Raw genomic sequence first — 21225 nt, 5'->3', positions numbered from 1 at the left:
TTGGGAGATGACAGATGAAGGTTTTGCTGATAAATTCTAATACGGCTGTTTCAAAGCTAATCAGTTTAGGGGTTCAAAAATTAGGTTATGATTTTGAAGAAATTACAAATACTGAGGAGCTTGGAGAATTTTATGATGTTATTATCATAGATCATGATATTGAAGCTAATTTAGATGATTTAAAAAGCAAATGTAATAGATTGATTTGTTTATTACCTAGAAATCAAGAGCAAGTTGAAGGCGTAGAATGTTTATATAAACCTTTTTTGCCAACTGACTTTATAGAGCTTTTAGGTGGTGAAAAAACTTTAAATGAAGATAAAAATAATATTTTAGAAGAAGATGAATTAAATTTTGATGATGATATTTTAATTGATAAAGATACGCCTTTAGATGGAAATGAACTTTTAGCTGGTATTGACTTGTCTGAGCATGAAGAGAGTTTAAGTGAAGATGATTTAAGTTTGCAAGAAGAATTTTTTGAAGAGAATTTAGATGATGAATTAAAAGCTGACAATATGCCTGAAACAACAGATGTGTTAGCGGTTGAAAAAAAAGATGAAGATGATTTGGCGTTGCTAGATGATTTACATGAAGAAAATATAGAAGAAAATATAGAAGAAAATATAGAAGAAAATATAGAAGAAAATATAGAAGAAAATATAGAAGAAAATATAGAAGAAAATATAGAAGAAAATATAGAAGAAAATATAGAAGAAAATATAGAAGAAAATATAGAAGAAAATATAGAAGAAAATATAGAAGAAAATATAGAAGAAAATATAGAAGAAAATATAGAAGAAAATATAGAAGAAAATATAGAAGAAAATATAGAAGAAAATATAGAAGAAAATATAGAAGAAAATATAGAAGAAAATATAGAAGAAAATCCTGCTGAATTGGATTCTTTTGATGAATTGCCTATAGTTGAAGAAATAGGTGAAAAGGAGATGAGTTTTGATGATTTGCCTGAGGATGCTCAATTTATTGGTGAAATAAAAGATGATGATAGCATTGCAGAAGAAAATGAACCTTTGGTGGAAGAGCTTTTAGAAGATGAAGCTATGGATTTTGAGCCTGAAGAAGAATTAAGCACTCAAGATAAAATCAAAGAAGAGCTAGCTGCTATTGATGAACTTGACGAAGAATTAAACGATCTTGATGAGGAAACGATGCAAGATTTTGATACCCAAGAAACAGGTAATAATGAAAATGCACAAGCTCTAGATATAGAGGAAAATATAGAGGAAAATATAGAGGAAAATATAGAGGAAAATATAGAGGAAAATATAGAGGAAAATATAGAGGAAAATATAGAGGAAAATATAGAGGAAAATATAGAGGAAAATATAGAGGAAAATATAGAGGAAAATATAGAGGAAAATATAGAGGAAAATATAGAGGAAAATATGGGCGCAATTTTAGATGATATACAAGATGAGTTTGCAAATTTAAATGAAAATGATATTATGTTAGCTTTAGGTGAAGAGCTTGCTCCAGTTATTGTAGAAAAGAAAGAAGAGAGCAAGATAAATGTTGAAGGAAAAGTAGAAAATTTACAAGAAGATGAAATGGTAAATGAACTTAGTAAAAGCATAGCTCAAACTATTACTTCAAGCATTACTGATGATACTTTAAAAGCAGCCCTAAAAGGCATGAAAATGAATATAAACATTAATATAAGCTTTGATGAGGATAAACATTGAGTGGTCAAATTTTAATTATCTCAGGACCAAGTGGAGCAGGGAAGAGTACCTTGCTTCAAAGGCTTTTTAAAGAAAAAGATAATATTTATTTTTCTATTTCAAGTACAACAAGAGCTCCTAGAGAAAATGAAAAAAATGGAGTAGATTATTTTTTTATCAGTGAAGAAGAATTTAAACAAGGTATAGAAAAAGGCGATTTTTTAGAATGGGCTTTGGTGCATAAAAATTATTATGGCACTTCGTTAATCCCCGTAAAAAAAGCATTGCAAGAGGGTAAAAGTGTTGTTTTTGATATTGATGTGCAAGGTTTTTGTATAGCTAAAGAAAAAATGCCTGAATATATTACTTCTGTCTTTATTACAACCAAAAATAAAAAAGAACTTGAAAAAAGATTGCTTAAGCGAAATACTGATAAAATAGAAGATATTAGCAAAAGATTAGAAAATGCTAGCGATGAAATGGCTTATTTGGATCGATATGATTTTTTAATCATAAATGATGATCTTGAAAAAAGCTATAGGGAGTTAGAAGCAGTTTTTGAAGCTTCAAAATTAAAAAGTACAAAACATGATTTAAAACAAATTCAAATTCAATGGAATAAAGGAGAATAAAATGCATATGCCAAGCGGAACTCAATGGTTGATTATATTACTTATTGTGGTGTTACTTTTTGGTGCAAAAAAAATTCCAGAGCTTGCTAAAGGCTTAGGAAAAGGTATTAAAACTTTTAAAGATGAAATGAACACAGAAGATGATAAAAAAATTGTTCAAGAAGATGCACAAAAAATTGAAAAAATCAATGAAAAAGATGTGCTTGTAAAAGAAAACAATGAAGAAGTAAAAAAAGCTTAAGGTAAAACATTGAAAACTTTAGTTTATAAAGAAATTAAAGAAAAACTAGGAAGAGATTTTATCTTAGAAAATCCTAAGAATAAAAATCTAGCCCACTTTGCTACACCTTTGGCTTTTTCTTTGGCTAAAGAATTAAAGCAAAACCCTATGGTAATTGCTAATGATATTGTTGCTAAGTTAAAAGATTGTGATTGTTTTGAAAGCGTAGAAGCTTTAAATGGTTATGTAAATTTTAAGCTTTCAAGAGCTTTTTTAAATTCTTTAACTACACAAGCTTTGAGCGATAGTGAGAATTTTGCAAAAGATGAGGCAAAAAACGAAAGTTTTTTACTAGAGTATGTTAGTGCCAATCCAACAGGACCTTTGCATATAGGACATGCTAGAGGTGCTATTTTTGGTGATACCTTAACTAGAGTTGCTAGACATTTAGGATATAAATTTGATACAGAATATTATGTTAATGATGCGGGAAATCAAATTTATCTTTTAGGTCTTTCTATATTACTTGCAGTAAAAGAGCATTGTTTGAATGAGCAAGTTCAATATCCTGATGAGTATTATAAAGGCGAATATATCATAGATGTAGCAAAAGAAGCTTTTATTGAATTTGAAAAAGGTTTCTTTGCAGAAGAAAACATTCCGCAATTAGCACTTTGGGCTAAGGATAAAATGCTTAAAATTATCAAGAAAAATTTGGCCGATGCTAAGATATTTATTGATGCTTATGTGAGTGAAACAAGTTATTATAATGAATTAGAAAATACCTTAAAAGCTTTAAAAGAGCATGGTGGTACTTATGAACAAGATGGTAAAATATGGCTTGCATCAAGTGCTAAAGGTGATGAAAAAGATCGTGTGATTATCAAAGATGATGGAAAAGGAACTTATCTAGCTGCTGATATAGTTTATCATAAAGATAAAATGAGCCGTGGTTATGATAAGTGTATTAATATATGGGGAGCTGATCATCATGGCTATATAGCTAGAATGAAAGCTGCTATGGAATTTTTAGGTCATGATAGTCAAAATCTTGAAATTATTCTAGCGCAAATGGTTTCATTATTAAAAAATGGCGAGCCTTATAAAATGAGCAAAAGAGCAGGAAATTTCATCTTAATGGGTGATGTTTTAGAAGAGCTTGGTAGTGATGTGCTAAGATATATTTTTATTAGTAAAAAATGTGATACACATTTGGAATTTGATGTAGATGAGTTTAAAAAAGAAGATAGCTCTAATCCTGTGTATTATATTAATTATGCTCATGCGAGAATTCATCAAGTATTTGCTAAAGCGGGTAAAAGTGTAAATGATATTATGCATGCTAAATTTGAGAGTTTAAATGAAGATGGCATGAATCTTTTATTCGAAAGCTTAAATTTAAAAGCAGTGCTTAATGACGCATTTGAGTCAAGAGCCTTGCAAAAAATTCCTGATTATTTAAAAAATTTAGCTTCTTTATTTCATAAATTTTATAATGAAAATAAAGTAGTTGGCTCAGATAATGAAGATGAGCTTTTAAAACTTTTTGCCATATGTGCTTTAAGTATTAAAACAGCTTTTGCACTTATGGGAATAGAAGCAAAAAATAAAATGAATCACGATTAATTTTGGTCGTGATTTTTACTTTTTTTAATACTTCTTGTCATCATAAAACTTTGTTCAAAAAACAAAAGCAAAGTCACACTTACTCCTACTGCTAAGGCTAATGTTACTGAAAGCGTTGTAAAAAAATAATCAAAAAACTGAATTAAGAAATTAGTCTTTTCGTTGATATCTTCTGAACGTATAAATGAAATAAGATATAAAATTGCTTTATAGGCATAAATTCCAGGTATCATAGGAATGAGAGCGGGAAAAGCTATGATTTCAGCAGGTGTTTTAAAGATCTTAGCTAAAAACAAACCAAGACAGCCTATGCTAAAAGAAGCTATAAAGGTTGCAATAGCCAAGGTTTGAAAGCCAAAATACCCCATCAAAGTAAAGCGTATGCCATGAGCTATAGCGGCTAATATGGCTGAGAGTATGAGTGTTTTAAAGGGCGGATTACACACATAAGCAAAGCCAAAACCTGTTAAAGCTGCAAAAAACATATCCCAAAGTATAGAAGAATAATCAATCATCTTAAAATCCCAAAATCACTAATACTAAGAGTAGTATAAATTCCAATGGCAATACAACACACCAATATCGCCACACTTATAATGCGACTAAGTCCCATGAGTATATGATCTTTTAAAATGTCTATAACGGAGTTTATAAAATAAACCCCAGGAATTAAATACAATATACTAGAACCCAAAGCAACATTAGCTTCTTGCACGAGTTTTAAATCTACCCCAAAAAATACAATAAAAGAGGATAAAAAAGAACAAATAATGTATTGAATTCTTAAATCAATTTTTATTCTAGTAAGTAAAACTCTCAGGCTAAAACCTACTAAAGTAGCCAAAAATACAAATAAACAGCCGTAAAAATCCCCTCCAAATAGCTTGCAAAATGCTGAGTTTGCCACTGAAACTAAAAATAAATTAGCTAAAAAAGGATTTTTTGTGCTTTGTTTGAGTTTTAAAAGAGAAAATTTAGCTTCTTCTAAGTTGTATTTATGATCATGAATTTGCCAACTTAACGCACTTAGTTCTAAAATCAGTTTAAAATTAATATGATTGTGCTTATTAGGTATGATATAGGTTCTTTGTATGGAATTATCACTTTTGTCAAAAATATTTAGTGTGGTATGGTGAAAGAAAAAATTCATATTAATCTCATAACCATATGCATTAGCTATTCTTCCAACGCACTTTGCCACTCTTGCTGTGTAAGTTCCAGCACTTAGAAAAACACTAATGTATTCGATTAAAAAATCCGTTAAATTTTGAATTGATGGTTTTTCCATAGTATTTTCTTTGAAATAATTTATAGGATTTTATCAAATTTTAAATATAAAATATTATAAAATTAATGATAATCTAAAAAAACTGCGGAAAATCATTTTCACTTTTTGAAAAAGTATAAAGTAAATTTTCACTTGGATAGGTAATTTTTTTAACTACTGTTTTTTTCTTTTGCTTGGAGATTTTTTCTAATATTATTGGCAGTTCTTTATTGATTAGCATTTTTAAGGACATACCCATACCATGTTCAAGATTTTTTATAAATTTTCCATCAACTTGACTTTCTTTTTCGATTATTGTTAAGTCAGCGTCAAAGCCAAGTTTTTTTAGTGTTTTGTAAAGTTGAATTTTATCTTCAGGCGGAGCAAATCTCAAATCTTGTATACTATGATAAGATCTATAAATGGTTTTTGGAAATTGTGCTTGAATTTGTAAATGCTCTTCGTCTAAAATGTTTACGTATTCTTCTAAAGGCTTTTGAAAAATAATAGGGTGAGTTAGGATTACTTGTAAAATGCGTTTTTGTAAAAGCATTAAACTTTAAGTGTTGGTAATTGTTATCCAATAAAGAAGTTTCATAGAAATTTATAAAATCAAGTTCTTTTGTAAAGCCAACTAAAGGTAGAAAAACTTTAGCATAAGATGAATTATCTATAACCCCATCAATTTCCCACGGCATTAATTTTGCCATTAGATGTGATACATATCCGCCGTGAGAAGTACCAACTAGTACAACTGGCAACTGTGTAGTAACTTTGTTATTAAAAAAAATATTTTTAGTAAAAGCCAAAGCTTGCAAGCAATCAAGTGCTTGCATGATACCAAAATTTTGATATTCATTTTTTGTTGGTTCAAATGTAATGCTGAGATTAATAATTTCATCTTTTGGAATGATATGGAGTTGTTTTAGTTTTTCTATTTCACTATTTAAAAACAATGCAATTTCATGAATACCTTTGAATGTTTTATTTTGAATATTGATATTATAAGTACTACAAATAGAAGCAATAATGTTTTGATCAAAGTTATCTAATATTAATTTGGCGCCATTTTGTGGTCTACATTGTATGCAAAAATAATCTACGCTTAAGCAAATTACATTATGATTTTCTAAAACTCTATAAATAAGTTTATTTTGGTATGCATCATTGATATCACCTCCTAAGCCAGGTAAAAGAAATACAATAGCTTCGATTTCTTTTTCATCATCATAATCAATTCTAAAATCCAATAAAGATTGTCTTTGTGTGTTAAGTTCTATATCATCAAAAGATGGAATTTGGAAAAATTTAGTTTGAAGCATGATTTTTCCTTTTTTGGATATAGATATAAATAACTACAATCATAGTGGTAAAAATAATACAAGCTATAATAACAAAATGCAGATATTCTTTGATTAGATCTTCATTTTTACCTAAAATATAACCTAATATAAGCAAAATTAAACACCAAATTCCAGCCCCCAAACTAGTATAAAATATAAACTTTTTCAAATTCATTCTTGCAAGTCCAGCAGGTAAAGAAATGTATTGACGTAAACCAGGGATTAATCTACCACTAAAGGTGGATATTTCACCATGTTTATTAAAAAAGGCTTCAAATTGAGCAAATTTTGCTTCATTAACTCCAAAATATTTGCATATTTTCAAAAGAACTTCCCGTCCTAAGAAATAACATAAATAATAATTAAGCAAAGCTCCTAAAAGAGCTCCAAAAGTCCCACAAAGCAGGCATAGCCAAAAGTTGAATTCGTTTTGATGGGCTAAATACCCAGCAGGTATCATCACTACTTCGCTAGGAAAGGGAAAAAAGGAACTTTCTATAAACATAAGAAAAATAATCCCCCAATAACCCCAATCTTTTGCAAGTGTAAGTAAAAAATCTATAATATCACTAAGCATAAATAACCTTTATTTTTTAAGCTAATGATATAAGTTTAGTTTTAATGTTTTAAAAATATAACATGGCTTTTGCACAAATGACTATTAAAATACATAAAATCAATGCAATCAAGTGAGATTTTAAAGGGTCTTTTCTTTTTAAAACTTTTATAAAAAATAAAGAGTAAAAAGTCAAAACTAGCATTGTTATTAATAATAAAAGTTTGATAAATAAAAATATGCCAAAATTGCTTGCAAAAAAATCCCAAAAAGAGTTAAACTCATAAAAGCTTAAAAGATAAAATCCACTCAATAAAAGCAAGATAAAAATACTAGCAAAGATAACAATGCTTGATTTAGTATAGGCTTTTTTTATTTTATCGCAATCTTCTTTGCTTTGGTGTTTATAAGCAAAGCGATAAACACATACATCAAAAAACACATAAGCTATAAAAAATATAGCACAAATAAGATGAATACAAATAAAAATAAAATGCATAGTTAATCTCCTTAAAAAATCATAGCACAATTTTAAGGAGATGTAAAATTAAAGTTTTTCTAAAATTTGGATAGTTTTGATTTTATCTCCTGCTCTAATGCTATCTAGTACTTCTAAACTTTCTTTGTCTTCAGGATTGATTTGTCCAAAGATAGTATGTACTCCATCCAAATGAGGTTGTGGGCTATGACAAATAAAAAATTGTGATCCACCTGTATCTCTACCAGCATGAGCCATAGATAAGCTACCTCTTAAGTGTTTGTGTTTTTGATCGTCGCATTCGCACTCTATCTCATAACCAGGACCACCTGAACCTATACCATAAGGGCAACCACCTTGTATTACAAAATTTGGAATCACACGGTGAAAAACAAGTTCGTTGTAAAAACCATCATTAGCTAGGTTGGCGAAGTTGCATACAGTTTGTGGTGCTTCATCAGGAAATAATTCTAGTTTCATATCACCTTTTTCGGTGCTAATAATAGCAAAATTGTATTTTTTTGCATCTTTTGTGTCGATTTTTTTAAGCATTTTTTGCTCCTATTCTATGTTGGTATAAACTGCTTGCACATCATCATCATCTTCTAATTTATCAAGCAATTTTTCAATATCAAGAAGTTGTTCTTCACTAAAACTTACAGGATTGTTAGCAAGGTATTCAAGTCCTGCTTTTTTAAGCACTAAACCTTTTTTTTCTATGGCATTGCTAAGTTCTCCAAAGGCAGTGTAATCACCTATAATTAGTAATTCTTCTTCATTTTGCTCAAGTTCTTCAAGCCCTGCATCAATGAGTTCAAGCTCAAGTTCTTCTAAATCTCCATCATATTTTTCAAGATGAAAAACAGCTTTATGTGAAAACATAAAAGTCAAAGAGCCATTTTGTAAAATTTCTCCACCATTTTTGCTAAAAATAGCTTTTACATTTGCTACTGTACGTGTAGGATTGTCGCTCATGCACTCAACAATGATTAAAGCTCCATGTGCTGCTTTTCCTTCATAGTGGATATTTTTAATATCAGCGCTATCTTTTCCACTTGCTCTTTTAATAGCTGCGTCAATATTATCTTTTGGCATATTGTTAGCTTTTGCAGTAGCTATGGCACTGCGAAGCTTTGGATTCATGTCAGGATCAGCTCCGCCTTCTTTTGCTGCTACTTGTATAGCCTTTGCAAGTTTTGGAAAAAGTTTGCTCATTTTATCCCATCTTGCTTCTTTAGAGGCTCTGCGATATTCAAACGCTCTTCCCATAAATTCTCTCTTTCTTATATTGTTTTAAAGTTAAAAGTATAAACTAAGAAGTCTAAATTTGATTTTAAAGGAGTAAAAGAGTGATTAGAAAAGCTAGGAAAGGTGACGCTAAAAAATGCATACAATTGCTTGCCTTGGCAATGGATCATTTTATTTATAAACTTAGTGGTTATGATGAGTATCAAAAAGCCATAGAGGTTTTGGAGAATTTTTTTATCCAAGAGAACAATCGTTTGAGTTATGAAAATGTGTGTGTATATGAGGAAAATGAGGAAATTTTAGGCGCAATTTGTTTTTATGATGGAGCTTTGGCAGATGAGCTAGATAAGCCTTTAAATGAACATTTAGAATTTTTAGGAATTAATGAAAAGGTTTTAAAAGAATGCGAAGATGAATTTTATTTAGACAGTATTTGTGTGGATGAAAAAGCAAGAGGAAAAGGTATTGCTAAGAAATTGATTGAATATGCTTTCAATGAAGCTTTGGATAATGGCAAAAAGCTTTCATTAATCGTAGAAGATGAAAATATAAATGCAAAAATGCTTTATGAAAAAATGGGCTTTAAATTTATAAAAAATAAAATTTTTCATTCTCATAAATATGAATACAGAGAAAAAGGAGAGTAAATGATTATAAAAACTAAAAATATTAATTGTCAAAGTTGTGTTAATTTAATCAAGGCTTCACTAGAAGATGAATTTGGTACCATACAAATAAATGTTGAAACAAAAAGCATAGAGATTGACTTAAAAGCAGAGCAAGTTGAAGAGTTTAAAAAACAATTACAAGAATTAGGTTTTGAAATAGATAATGCATGAAGTAAAATTAAAAATAGGCAATATGACTTGTGTTAATTGCTCTAATGCTATAGAAAAAGTTTGTGCAAAAATTGATGGAGTAGAAGATGTAAGTGTTTCTTATGTCAATTCTAGTGGAGTGTTTTTGCTTAAAGATTTATCTTTGGAAGCAAAAATCAAAGCAAAAATCAAAGCTTTGGGTTTTGAGATATTGCAAGAAGAGCAAAATTTATACGAGTTTAAACTCAAAGAGCTTAAAAATATGAAAATAAAGCTTATCATGAGTATAATTTTGAGCTCTATTGTGATGTATTTTGAAATGTTTGTTCAAGGAAATGTTTCTGCTTTAATTCAAATGTTTTTATCTATGATAGCGATTTTTTATTGTGGAAAAGGTTTTTTCATCCACGCTCTTAAAGGATTAAGACATAAAAATTTAGATATGAATACCTTGATATCTCTAGGTGCTTTTACTTCTTTTATATATTCTTTTTTTGTGTATTTTGAGGTATTTAGTAAAGATGGTTATTTGTATTTTAGTGGCGGAGCGATGATTATAAGCTTTGTTTTATTAGGTAAATACTTAGAAGAAAAGGCTAAATTTAAATCCTTAGAATATCAAAATAAATTAAAAAACATAGATATTAAAAAAGCTAATATAATCTTAGAAGATGGAAGTATAAAAAGCATACCTAGTGCTTTTGTAAAAGAAAATGATGTGATTTTAGTAAAAGAGGGTGAAAGCGTTGTCGCTGATGGGGTAATTATAGCAGGCGAGGCTGAGGTTGATGTGAGTTTTTTAACAGGAGAGTTTTTGCCACTTTTTAAAAAGCAAGATGATGAGATTTTAGCAGGAACTGTGCTGATAAATGGAAGCTTAAAGATTAAAGCTAGTAAAAAGGCTATTGAAAGTTCATTAGAACAAATCAAAGATCTTGTTTTTAAAGCAGGTAATGTCAAAACACCTTTAGCAAACTTAGCTAATAAAATTTCAGCTTATTTTGTAGCTTGTATTATTGTTTTATCGCTTTTTGTATTTGCTTTTTGGTATTTTAAAGAAGGAATCAACGCTGCATTTTTACATGCTTGTGCTACGCTTTTAATCTCTTGTCCTTGTGCTTTGGGCTTAGCAACTCCTATAGCCATAGTTAGTGCTTTAGCAAATGGAGCAAGAAATTTTATCTTAGTGAAAAATCCAGCAGTATTAGAGAATTTAGCTAGTATAAAACTTGCTATTTTTGATAAAACAGGCACTTTAAGTCAAAATGATTTAAGTGTTTATAAGCATAATCTCTCTCAAGAAGACTTTCAAAAACTTACCCAAATTGAAAATTTAAGCTCACACCCAATCGCAAAGGCATTTACTAAAGAATTAAATGTAAATTTAAATTTGCAGGGAAAATTAAGTGTTTTGGTGGGGAGTGGTTTGCTTTATGAGGAAAATGATGATGTGTATTTAATAGGCAATGAAAAACTAATGCTTGAAAATGGCGTTGATATACAAAAAAGCAAGCAATTTTTGCAAGAATTTGAAGATCAAGCACCCATATGTTTGTATTTTGCAAAAAATAAAATTTGTCTTGGCGGGGTTTGCTTGAAAAATGAACTTAAAAATGAAGCTAAGGATTTGATAGCAAATTTAAAACAAAAAGATATAAAAAGCATTATTTTAAGTGGTGATAATGAAAAAAGTGTTGCTAAAATAGCAAATGAGCTTAATATTGATGAATATTATTCTGACTTAAAACCCGAGCAAAAGCTTGATTTTATAAAACAAAAAATTAAAAAAGAAAAAGTGCTTTTTATAGGAGATGGTATTAATGATGCTCCTGCTTTAAATTTAGCTAGCGCAAGCATAAGTTTTACCAAAGCAAGCGAGCTTGCTAAAAAAAGCGGAGATTTGATTTTAATAAAAGATGATTTATCTTTAATAGCTTATTGTTTTGAGCTTTCTCAAAAAACTAAAAACATCATCAAGCTTAATCTTTTTTGGGCTTTTATTTACAATGCTTTGTGTATTCCTATTGCGGCAGGTTTTGTGCCATTTATAACACTTAGTCCACATTTGGCAGCTTTGGCAATGTGTTTTAGTTCGGTAACAGTTGTATTGAATTCTTTAAGATTGCGTTAGATATTTCAGTTTTGTTTAATATTCATTATATTATATTAATATAATTTTAACAAAAAGGAGTATCATAATGAATTGCAATTGCGGTTTTTCTATGACGAGCATAGTAAGATATTCTAAAATGATTATCTTACTTACAGTTGTCTCTTTAGCGGCTATTGTTGTTTTTGGCAATATAACTGATTATAATTCAAATTTTCAGTTTGTAAAGCATGTTATGAGTATGGATACTAAACCTGATTATTTAGGTAATGCTATTGTTTATAGAGCTATTACAAATCCCACTATTCATCATGTTGCTTATATTTTTATTATCTGTTTTGAAGCTTTTATTATGCTAACTGCTTTAAAAGGTGCTTTGGATATGTTTAATGCAAGAAATTCAGATGCAAAAACTTTTCATGAAGCTAAAAAATTTGGAATTATTGCTTTAACTTGTTGTTGTTTGCTTTGGTTTTTTGGTTTTCAAGTGGTAGCTGCGGAGTGGTTTGGTATGTGGATGAGTAAAACTTGGAATGGCTTGCCTGATGCTACTAGATTAGTAAATTATATGCTTTTAGCTTTAATTTATATTGGTATCAAAAACGATGATTGATTTATCAAACTCCTAAAAAGGAGTTTGATTGTTAAAGTTCGTTAACAGCACGATATGCTTGATCGATTGCTGAATGCATATAAGCTGACCAATCAGAATCTGAATTTGCTATAACGATATTGCCAAAAGGTTTTCTTGCAAGCTCTATAGTTTTTTGTGCTTCTTCGCTATCATCAAAAAGACTGTTTTCTGTATATGAATAGCAGTGTCCCCAACGATTTACAACTATAGCTTTAATGTCTTTTTCATGATTAAATCCAGCTGAGCCTAGCATACCTTGAAGCTGATCGCGAATAATTTTCTCATGCTCTTCAAAACTCATAGTAAATAATAAATTTCTGCCTACTCTAGCTCTATCCCTTGCATCCATTCCATCAAGATCAATCCCTTGAATGTTTGCAAAAGCTAAAGGAGAGCAAACCATGTGAACACAAATAGGCTTTTTAGGATCTCTTGGGTGGTGATATCCTCCCATATCCACAGGGTAATCAAGTTTAGTCCTAGCATAAGGCATTTTTGGTGAATAAATTTCATGAACCCCAAGTTTTATAAATGGCTCCCAATTGCTTATGATAACTTTAGTGTGTAAAAGAGAGGTTTTTACGTTTTTGCTTAAAGCATCTTTTTGATCTTGTGGCATGCTTGGTACTATATATGGAATCATACTATTATAATTTGCCATTACAACTTTTTTAGCTTTTACTCTGTAATTTTTGCCTTTATTAACGTAAGTTACTAAAGCTCCATCTTTTGTATTTTCTACATTTATAACAGTGCTGTTTAATCTTAAACGTACTTTGTTTTTAGCAAGATCAAGTTTAGAATAATCAAAATGAGCCAAGGTAATCTCGTCCATATCTTTACCTTTTTTAGATACATCAGGAATTAATCTTCTAACCATTAATCTAGCAACAGTAGCATTGCCATCAGCACAGTGATGGATATATGGCTCTTCCATTTCGGCTAAAGCCTCTCCTTCGATTGGATCAAGACCAAGTTTATCAAAACCAGGTAAGAAAGAAACTCTAGCATCTTCACAAGAAACAGCATCAATGCCTAAAGCTAAAAAGTCATCTGTCATACCTTCAAAGAATTTTACAGCTTGTGGTGAAAGTTTAACTTTTTCTTCTAAGAATTTTTTATAGCTTGTTTTTGCTACATATTCATCTCTTTGCTTTTTATCCATGCCTTTTAAATAGTCTTTTTCGCTTTTAAATAAAGCAATAAGGTCTTTTTTATCTTTATCATTAAGTGGAAAATCCCCTATAAAGGCTTCAATGCTTCTTCCATTGCTTTTTTCTTCAGGAATATCATCACAAATTACTTTTCTAGGATTGCCATTTACAACTTTGTCTACTCCAAATTCAGACTTAGAAAAATACACACCTCTGCTAAGTTTTAAATCAGGGTAAAAATTTACATCAAAACGTTTAGCAAGCTCATCAATATCCACACCTAAAGATGATAGTAAATCTACTACCTCTTTAGAATATAAAGCTTTTGGAGATTGGAAGGTTTCGCTACCACCATAACTTAAAATAGTACCATCTTCTAATTCTATTTCATTTCTTCTAGCGTGTCCACCAAAATCATCGTGATTATCAAGGATGAGAATTTTTTTATCTTTTCCAAATTTATTTTGATAAAAACAAGCAGCTGCTAAGCCACTAATTCCAGCTCCAACTACAACTAGATCATATTCTTGTTTAGGTTTGATAGCGCTAAAGTCAAATTTTTCACCATCTCTTAACATATGCGCAAACTCATAACTTGCATTGTTGCTACCTCTTAATCCAAGCCACTTTGGTGGGTAGTATTCTTTGGTAAAATCTTCAATTTTGGCTTCTTTACCGTATAATACTTGCAAAGGAGTCATTCCTGCTAGTATAGTTAAAGCCATTCCGTTTAAAAAGTCTCTTCTTTGCATGATTGTCCTTAAAATAAGATATATTACATCTTATTTTAAGGACAACTTTATATTATTTTTCTTAAACAATGTGTATTTTTGAAAGAAATTACAAAAAAGTTACTTTTTTTCTCTTTTTATAATTTTTATATAATTTAATAAGTAGAAAAATAAAGGCTAGGCTTAAAGCTAAAAAATGTGGAATTTGTGGTATTTTTGCAGATAAAAAATAATGCCAAGCTACTAGCAAAAAACAAAAATATCCGAGTTTTCTTATTTTACTTAATTTTTTTAAAAAATTAAAAGAGCTTATAAACATAAGTGAGAGTATGAAAAAGCATACAAAGCCACTAAATTCTAAATTTTTACTAAAAGTATCTTTGAAAAAAAGTATTAGATCTAAATTTTTTCCAAAAGCAAAATAATTTAAAAAGTGGATTAAAGCCCAAAAAAAAGCATAAAAACCTAAAAATTTAGGGTAATCTTTTGTGTGCTTATACTTTAAAAGTGAAAAAAATAGGCTTAATCCAAAAAAGATTAAGCCAAATATACCACTATAAAAATACAAAGATTTTACAATATCAAATTCTTGCTTGATTTGATAAATGCTAAAAATAACACTTAAAGTAAATGCTAAAAATCCGCCGATATTATAAACTTTTTTGTTCATTAAAAATTAACCTTTAAATCCATATCTTTATATAAATGCGCTACTTCTTTTTCATAACCATTAAACATTTGCGTAGGTTTAGTGAAAAAATCTCCCAAAGGACGTTCGTTCGCTTGAGACCATCTTGGATGAGAAACATTTGGATTAACATTAGCATAAAAACCATATTCTCTAGGGTTTGCTAACTCCCATGTGGTTTTAGGTTGTTCTTTGGTAAATTCTATTTTTACAATAGATTTGATACTTTTAAAGCCGTATTTCCATGGAACTACAAGGCGAATTGGTGCTCCATTTTGTCCTAATAAAGGCTTTTTATACATTCCTACGGCCATAAGTGTTAGTGGGTGCATAGCTTCATCTAATCTTAAGCCCTCTACATAAGGATAATCAAGAGTTGGGAAAAATGAAGCTTGGTCAGCAAATTGATTTTTATCAAAAAGAGTGGTAAATTTTATAAATTTAGCTTCACTTTTAACTTTGCATTTTTCTATCAAAGCGCGTAATTCAAAACCAACCCAAGGCACAACCATAGACCAAGTTTCAACACAACGAAATCTATAAATTCTCTCTTCTAAAGGAAAGGCTAATAAATCTTCCATAGTCAAAGTCAAAGGCTCTTCAACTTCCCCACTAACTTCTATTTTCCAGCCCTTTGTATTGAAATTTTTTGCAAGCTCAACAGCTCTTTTTTTATCAGTAGAAAATTCATAAAAATTAACATAATTAGTTGCAATTTTTTCATCGCTAAGTTTTAATTTTTCATTATTAGGATCAGGAAAGAAATTTAATGCCATTAATTCAGATTGAACTAAGGCTGAACTAACCAAAGCTCCAGCACCTAACTTTAAAAAGTGACGTCTTTTGTTGTACAATTGCTCGTTTGTGATATTCATAAAAATCCTTTATATATTTTATGATATTAAAACATATAAAGGAAAATGAAAGGATAATTTTTATTATTTTATAAAAAATATTTTAAAAAATTATTTCACTATTTTCAGATAAAGCAGGGTTGTTTTTTGGAAATGGGGAGGTATTGGTGTAATACTCTTTTTGTTTTTCATAAATTCCTTGATGAACCCCTTTTGGAATGATAAATTTTCTAGCGCTATCAGGATAAAGTTCTAAGTATTTTGTTAAAAATTCTTTAAAAACTGGAGCAGCAGTCCTTGCGCCACCTTCGATTTGTTTCATAGGTTTATTATCATCATTGCCATACCATATGATAGCTTCTATTTCAGGAGTTAATCCACAAAACCACGCATCAATACTTTTGTTTGAAGTACCTGTTTTTCCAGCTATTTCAATCCCTTCTACTCTAGCATTGCGCCCAGTGCCTTTTTTAACAACATTTTGCATCATATCATTAACTAAAAAGGCTTGCTCGGGTTCGCTGATTTTTCTTTCTCCAGAGTTAAACTCTACTACTATTTTGCCATTTTTATCGATTACTCTTTTAATGAGTATTAAATCTTTTTGCACCCCATAATTCCCAAATACTGTATAAAGTTTAGCATAATCATAAATAGAAATTCCAAAGCTACCTAAAACTATAGATAAATCAACCGGTATATTTTCAAAACCCATAAAACTAAGTTTATCGTGGATTACATCAAGTCCTAAAGCAAGAGCTAAATTTATAGTAGCTAGGTTTCTTGAGCCAGTTAGTGCTTCTTTTAAACTTATAAGTCCTAGAAATTTTCCACCAAAATTTTTAGGTTTCCAATCTTTTTCATCTTTTTTGGTACTTTCAAAAATCCTTGAAATATCAGCAATCTTACTCATAGGAGAATAGCCCATGTCAATAGCAATTTGGTATAAAAAAGGTTTAAAAGAACTTCCAGGCTGTCTTAAACTTTGAGTAGCACGGTTAAAATTACTTTTTGTGTAATTTACCCCACCTACTAAAGCTAATATATCTCCATTTTGGTGATTTGCTACTATCATAGCTCCATTAAGTGTGCTTAAATTTGCATCTTTATCTCTTTTAACTATTTCATCATAGCCAAATTTTAAAGCCTCTCTTGCAATGCTTTGTACATCAAGATCGATGGCAAGTTCTATTTTATAACCACCACTTTTTAAATCTTTAATTCCGCTTAGTTGTTTTAAAACTTCTTGAGTAACATAAGGAGCTGCATTTTGTGTTAAAGTATCATCATATACTTTTGGAATCTCTTTTAAGGCATTTTTATACTCTTCTTTAGAAATCCAACCAAGATTATACATCCTTTGTACTACGCTATTTGCTCTTGCTAAAGAAAGATCTAAATGTCTAGTAGGATCATAAGTGCTTGGAGCCTTTGGCATACCTACTAAAATGGCAATTTCTTTCAAACTAAGCTCATCTAAATTTTTTCTAAAATACCCAAGCGCAGCGGTTTTTACTCCATAATATCCATGTCCAAAGAAGATGAAATTTAAATATCTTTCTAAAATTTGCTCTTTAGTTAAAGTGCTTTCTATCTTATATGCAAGCAAAGCTTCTTTTAGTTTTCTATTTAAAGTGCGTTCAGGGGTTAATTCTGTATTTTTTATGAATTGTTGCGTAAGAGTGGAGGCTCCTTCCATGGTTTTTCCACCGCTTCTTATGATTTTAATAGCTGCTCTAAAAATCGCATCTATATTAACCCCACCATGTTCAAAAAAGCTAGTATCTTCAATAGCCACCAAAGCTTCTATAAGTCTTGGTGGGAGCTCTTCATAAGGAGCGTAAAAGCGGTGTTGCTCGAAAACATTTGCAACTAATTTTCCATTTTTATCAAAAATTTGTGTTGTAAGAGGTGGTTTGTAATCTTTAAAAGTGTATTGATTTAAATCAGAATCAGAAAACAAATAAGCAATAAATATAAAAACTCCAACCGCACACACTATACAAAAAGAAAGAAATATTTTTAAAATTTTTATCATAAAAATGCTTTCAAAAGTTCTATATTAAGCCCTAGTGCTGTACTTTGATGGCCTATGATTTTTTTAATGTATTTTTTATGAAAGCCCTCACACATCACAGCTCCGGCTTTACCTTGATAAAGTTTTGACTCAATGTATTCTTGCATATCTTTTAGATCAAATTTATTCAAAATCAAATCACACTTGCTAAGATTAAAAATCTTTTTATCTTCTAAAACCAAAATCATCGCGCTTAAAACGCTAATGCTTTTACCACTTTGCAAATTGAGCATATTAAAAGCCTCATTGTCACTTTTAGCTTTAGTTAGAATGATATTTTGAGCACAAACTATGCTATCAGCAAATAAAACATTTTTTAAGTCAGGATATTTTGCAAAAAACTGTCTTTCTTTTTCTAAAACAATTTTTTGCACATAAGAGCTTGGATTGTCTTTTTTTACCAAGCTCTCATCATAATCGATAATAATTTGCTCAAAAGCGATATTTGTTTCTTTTAATAAAGCAACGCGTGAAGGTGAACTTGAAGCTAAATAAAGCATTAAGCAAGACTTTCTTCTATGATTTTTCTAGCATGATCAAGTGCTTGTTCTATTTTGCTTGTATCTTTACCGCCAGCTGTTGCAAAATCATCCCTACCGCCACCGTTTCCACCAAGTATTTGCGCAATTTCTTTTACCAAAACACCAGCTTTTAATGAAGTGTCTTTAACACCTGCTGCGATGATGATTTTGCCTTCTTTTTCTTGTAAAAGTAAAATCACAGCTTTGTTAAATTTATTTTTAAACTCATCTATCATGGTTTTTATATCGCCACTGTCTATTTTTTGCACACAATATTGAATGCCATTTAGTTCTTTAGAGTTTAATTCTGCTTTGCTCGAATTTTTTAATTCATTTTTTAAACTAGCTATTTCATTTTTTAATTTTGCTACATAGCTTAAAATATCATGAGTTTTTAACTCTTCTTTAGCTTGGTTTAGTTCTTTTAAATTTTCATTAACATAATCAAGTGCAGCTTTGCTTACCACTGCTTCTATTCTTCTTACTCCAGCACTAACACCGCTTTCTTTGATGATGTAAAAACTTCCTATTTCAGAGCTATTTTTCACATGAGTGCCACCACAAAGCTCCTTACTAGCTCCTAGGGTTAAAACTCTTACTTTTTCTTGATATTTTTCACTAAATAAAGCTATGGCACCACTTTTTTTAGCTTCATCTAAAGCTAAAATTTCAATTTTAGCTTCGTTTGCTTGCATGATGTAAGTATTTACCAAAGCTTCTATTTGTTTTAATTCTTCTTTGTTTAGGGCTTTTGGGTGAGTAAAATCAAATCTTAATTTATTGTGTTCTACCAAAGAACCTGCTTGACTAATGTGTGAGCCAAGAATTTCTCTTAAAGCATGGTGTAATAAATGTGTCGCACTATGATGTCTTGCGATTTGCTCTCTTTTTTTAGTATCTATGCAAGCCAACACTTCATCATTTGTTTTAAGATTTTGTTTTAATTTCACTTGACTAAGATTAATATCAAAGAATTTTTGTGTATCTAAAACCTCATTTTCATTGATAAAACCTATATCAGCACTTTGCCCTCCACTTGTTGCATAAAATGGAGTTTTTTCAAGCATTAACCATGCTATATCTCCTGCCTTTGCTTCGGTTATGATTTTAAAATTTTCATCTAAAATGGCCATGATTTTAGTTTTTTCTTCATAATTTTCATAACCACTAAAAGTATTTTTACCAAATTTTTCTAATAAAACTTTAAAGTCTCCGCTAATTGCTTTATCCCCGCTTCCTTTCCAAGAAGCTTTGGCTCTGTCTTTTTGTTCTTGCATAAGCTCATTAAATTTAGCCTCATCTACACTAAGATTTTTTTCTCTTAGCATATCTTGGGTTAAATCAAGTGGAAAACCATAAGTATCATAAAGTTTAAAAGCTACTTCACCACTAAAAATATCTTTAGTTTTTTTAAGTTCTTCGTTAAAAATTTCTATACCATTTTCAATGGTGCTTAAAAATCTTTCTTCTTCTAGTTTAATCTGCTCTTTGATAAATTCTTTTTTTTCATTTAAGTAAGTATAATGCTCACCCATTAACTCGCACACTACATCTACAAGCTCATACATAAAAGCTCTTTTAAGACCTAATAAATATCCATGTCTTAAGGCACGGCGCATAATCCTTCTTAAAACATAGCCCCTGCCTTCTTTATCAAAACCAACTCCTTGAGCAAGTAAAAATACACTTGATCTAATATGATCAGCGATTACTCTATAGCTAGCCCCATTTTCATAAGTATAAGTTTTGCCACAAAGTTTTGCAATACTCTCAATAATAGGCATAAACAAAGAACTATCAAAATTGCTAAATTTTCCTTCTTTTATAGCACTAACTCTTTCAAGTCCCATGCCTGTATCAATACTAGGTTTTGGCAATGGAGTAAGTGTGCCATCAGCACTTCTTTCATACTGCATGAAAACGAGGTTCCAAATTTCTAAGAACCTATCTCCATCACCACCCATATAATCTTCATTAGAATTAAAATGCTCAGCACCTTGATCATAAAAAATTTCACTACAAGGCCCGCATGGTCCAGTATCGCCCATTTGCCAGAAATTATCTTTATCGCCAAATTTATAAATTCTTTCTTTTTCTATATGTTTTTGCCAAAGTTCATATGCTTCATCATCGCTCTCATGTACAGTTACATATAGTCTTTCTTTAGGTAGTTTTAAAACTTCAGTTACAAACTCCCAAGCATAAGCAATGGCTTGTTCTTTAAAATAATCTCCAAAACTAAAATTTCCAAGCATTTCAAAGAAAGTATGATGTCTTGCTGTGTAGCCTACATTGTCTAAGTCATTATGTTTTCCACCAGCTCTTATACAAGTTTGACAACTTGTTTTACGCGGAGGATTAGGGCGTGGTACTTCTCCGGTAAATATACTTTTAAAAGGCACCATACCTGCATTAGTAAAAAGTAAAGTTGCATCATCAGGAACTAAAGGGCTCGAAGGAGTGATTTCATGTCCTTTTGACTTAAAAAATTCTAAATATTCTTTTCTTATATCCATAGATTTTCCTAGCTAGTTTTTTGCTTAAAATAATACCAAAAATACTTTAAATTAAGTAAAACTATCT

22 protein-coding genes are annotated in these 21225 nt (G+C 30.2%); 8 read left to right on the top strand and 14 right to left on the bottom strand.

Annotated features, from left to right (window positions below):
* Window positions 1–14: 14 nt before the first annotated feature.
* Genes CD56_RS08330 through argS form a run of 4 tightly spaced genes read left to right on the top strand, consistent with a single transcriptional unit; the run spans window position 15 to window position 4163 of the window.
* Window positions 15–1706, top strand: coding sequence for a hypothetical protein (locus tag CD56_RS08330; protein WP_052768382.1), 1692 nt, complete (start codon window positions 15–17; stop codon window positions 1704–1706).
* Window positions 1703–2317 carry a deoxyguanylate kinase / guanylate kinase gene (locus tag CD56_RS05620; protein WP_039628617.1) on the top strand — a complete coding sequence of 205 codons (615 nt, stop codon included), beginning with the start codon at window positions 1703–1705 and terminating at the stop codon, window positions 2315–2317. Before CD56_RS08330 ends, CD56_RS05620 begins: the two co-directional genes overlap by 4 nt.
* A gap of 1 nt (window position 2318) precedes the next feature.
* A complete protein-coding gene (locus CD56_RS05615) occupies window positions 2319–2558 on the top strand; it encodes a twin-arginine translocase TatA/TatE family subunit (RefSeq protein WP_039618758.1) in 240 nt (79 codons plus the stop codon).
* Between the two features lie 9 nt (window positions 2559–2567).
* Window positions 2568–4163, top strand: a complete 1596-nt coding sequence (argS, locus tag CD56_RS05610; RefSeq protein ID WP_047208452.1) for an arginine--tRNA ligase — start codon at window positions 2568–2570, stop codon at window positions 4161–4163.
* On the opposite strand, the gene CD56_RS05605 is transcribed toward argS, so the two are convergent.
* From CD56_RS05605 to CD56_RS05575, 8 genes are all read right to left on the bottom strand, one after another.
* Entirely contained in the window at window positions 4160–4678 is a 519-nt protein-coding gene (locus CD56_RS05605) for a threonine/serine exporter family protein (RefSeq protein WP_047208451.1), read from the bottom strand. The genes argS and CD56_RS05605 overlap by 4 nt on opposite strands.
* On the bottom strand, window positions 4675–5451 hold the full coding sequence (locus tag CD56_RS05600; protein ID WP_039641899.1) for a threonine/serine exporter family protein: 777 nt from the start codon (window positions 5449–5451) through the stop codon (window positions 4675–4677). The genes CD56_RS05605 and CD56_RS05600 overlap by 4 nt, the downstream gene beginning before the upstream one ends.
* Before the next feature lie 73 nt (window positions 5452–5524).
* Window positions 5525–5902, bottom strand: coding sequence for a DUF2920 family protein (locus CD56_RS08465; RefSeq protein ID WP_265183177.1), 378 nt, complete (start codon window positions 5900–5902; stop codon window positions 5525–5527).
* Window positions 5847–6752: a DUF2920 family protein gene (locus CD56_RS08275; protein WP_052768380.1), complete on the bottom strand. Its 906-nt coding sequence runs from the start codon at window positions 6750–6752 to the stop codon at window positions 5847–5849. Before CD56_RS08275 ends, CD56_RS08465 begins: the two co-directional genes overlap by 56 nt.
* Window positions 6739–7350 (bottom strand): DedA family protein, encoded by a 612-nt coding sequence (locus CD56_RS05590; protein WP_047208450.1) that lies wholly within the window; start codon window positions 7348–7350, stop codon window positions 6739–6741. Before CD56_RS05590 ends, CD56_RS08275 begins: the two co-directional genes overlap by 14 nt.
* A 49-nt stretch (window positions 7351–7399) precedes the next feature.
* Window positions 7400–7828, bottom strand: a complete 429-nt coding sequence (locus CD56_RS05585) for a hypothetical protein (protein WP_047208449.1) — start codon at window positions 7826–7828, stop codon at window positions 7400–7402.
* Window positions 7829–7876: 48 nt separating this feature from the next.
* The gene (locus CD56_RS05580) at window positions 7877–8359 is read right to left on the bottom strand and encodes a peptidylprolyl isomerase (protein ID WP_047208448.1); all 483 of its coding nucleotides are present in this window, start codon (window positions 8357–8359) and stop codon (window positions 7877–7879) included.
* Window positions 8360–8368: 9 nt separating this feature from the next.
* Entirely contained in the window at window positions 8369–9076 is a 708-nt protein-coding gene (locus CD56_RS05575) for a YebC/PmpR family DNA-binding transcriptional regulator (RefSeq protein WP_039618745.1), read from the bottom strand.
* Between the two features lie 80 nt (window positions 9077–9156).
* Between CD56_RS05575 and CD56_RS05570 the strand changes: the two genes are divergently transcribed.
* From CD56_RS05570 to CD56_RS05555, 4 genes are all read left to right on the top strand, one after another.
* Window positions 9157–9702, top strand: a complete 546-nt coding sequence (locus tag CD56_RS05570) for a GNAT family N-acetyltransferase (RefSeq protein ID WP_047208447.1) — start codon at window positions 9157–9159, stop codon at window positions 9700–9702.
* Window positions 9703–9894: a heavy-metal-associated domain-containing protein gene (locus tag CD56_RS05565; protein ID WP_047208446.1), complete on the top strand. Its 192-nt coding sequence runs from the start codon at window positions 9703–9705 to the stop codon at window positions 9892–9894.
* The gene (locus CD56_RS05560) at window positions 9887–12004 is read left to right on the top strand and encodes a heavy metal translocating P-type ATPase (RefSeq protein ID WP_047208445.1); all 2118 of its coding nucleotides are present in this window, start codon (window positions 9887–9889) and stop codon (window positions 12002–12004) included. The genes CD56_RS05565 and CD56_RS05560 overlap by 8 nt, the downstream gene beginning before the upstream one ends.
* A 67-nt stretch (window positions 12005–12071) precedes the next feature.
* A complete protein-coding gene (locus CD56_RS05555) occupies window positions 12072–12596 on the top strand; it encodes a DUF2165 family protein (RefSeq protein ID WP_047208444.1) in 525 nt (174 codons plus the stop codon).
* Window positions 12597–12627: 31 nt separating this feature from the next.
* On the opposite strand, the gene CD56_RS05550 is transcribed toward CD56_RS05555, so the two are convergent.
* From CD56_RS05550 to alaS, 6 genes are all read right to left on the bottom strand, one after another.
* Window positions 12628–14523, bottom strand: a complete 1896-nt coding sequence (locus CD56_RS05550) for an NAD(P)/FAD-dependent oxidoreductase (RefSeq protein ID WP_039618739.1) — start codon at window positions 14521–14523, stop codon at window positions 12628–12630.
* Window positions 14524–14611: 88 nt separating this feature from the next.
* Window positions 14612–15172, bottom strand: coding sequence for a ferric reductase (locus CD56_RS05545; protein ID WP_047208443.1), 561 nt, complete (start codon window positions 15170–15172; stop codon window positions 14612–14614).
* The gene (gene msrP, locus CD56_RS05540; RefSeq protein ID WP_047208442.1) at window positions 15172–16065 is read right to left on the bottom strand and encodes a protein-methionine-sulfoxide reductase catalytic subunit MsrP; all 894 of its coding nucleotides are present in this window, start codon (window positions 16063–16065) and stop codon (window positions 15172–15174) included. The genes CD56_RS05545 and msrP overlap by 1 nt, the downstream gene beginning before the upstream one ends.
* An 82-nt stretch (window positions 16066–16147) precedes the next feature.
* Window positions 16148–18079 (bottom strand): PBP1A family penicillin-binding protein, encoded by a 1932-nt coding sequence (locus tag CD56_RS05535; protein WP_047208805.1) that lies wholly within the window; start codon window positions 18077–18079, stop codon window positions 16148–16150.
* Complete coding sequence (gene maf, locus CD56_RS05530) at window positions 18079–18621, bottom strand: septum formation inhibitor Maf (protein WP_047208441.1); 543 nt, start codon at window positions 18619–18621, stop codon at window positions 18079–18081. The genes CD56_RS05535 and maf overlap by 1 nt, the downstream gene beginning before the upstream one ends.
* Complete coding sequence (gene alaS, locus CD56_RS05525; RefSeq protein WP_047208440.1) at window positions 18621–21158, bottom strand: alanine--tRNA ligase; 2538 nt, start codon at window positions 21156–21158, stop codon at window positions 18621–18623. The genes maf and alaS overlap by 1 nt, the downstream gene beginning before the upstream one ends.
* Between the last annotated feature and the right edge of the window lie 67 nt (window positions 21159–21225).

The organism is Campylobacter lari (genome assembly GCF_001017575.1).
Classification (GTDB): domain Bacteria; phylum Campylobacterota; class Campylobacteria; order Campylobacterales; family Campylobacteraceae; genus Campylobacter_D; species Campylobacter_D lari_C.
This window is presented reverse-complemented; position numbering and strand designations above follow the sequence as displayed.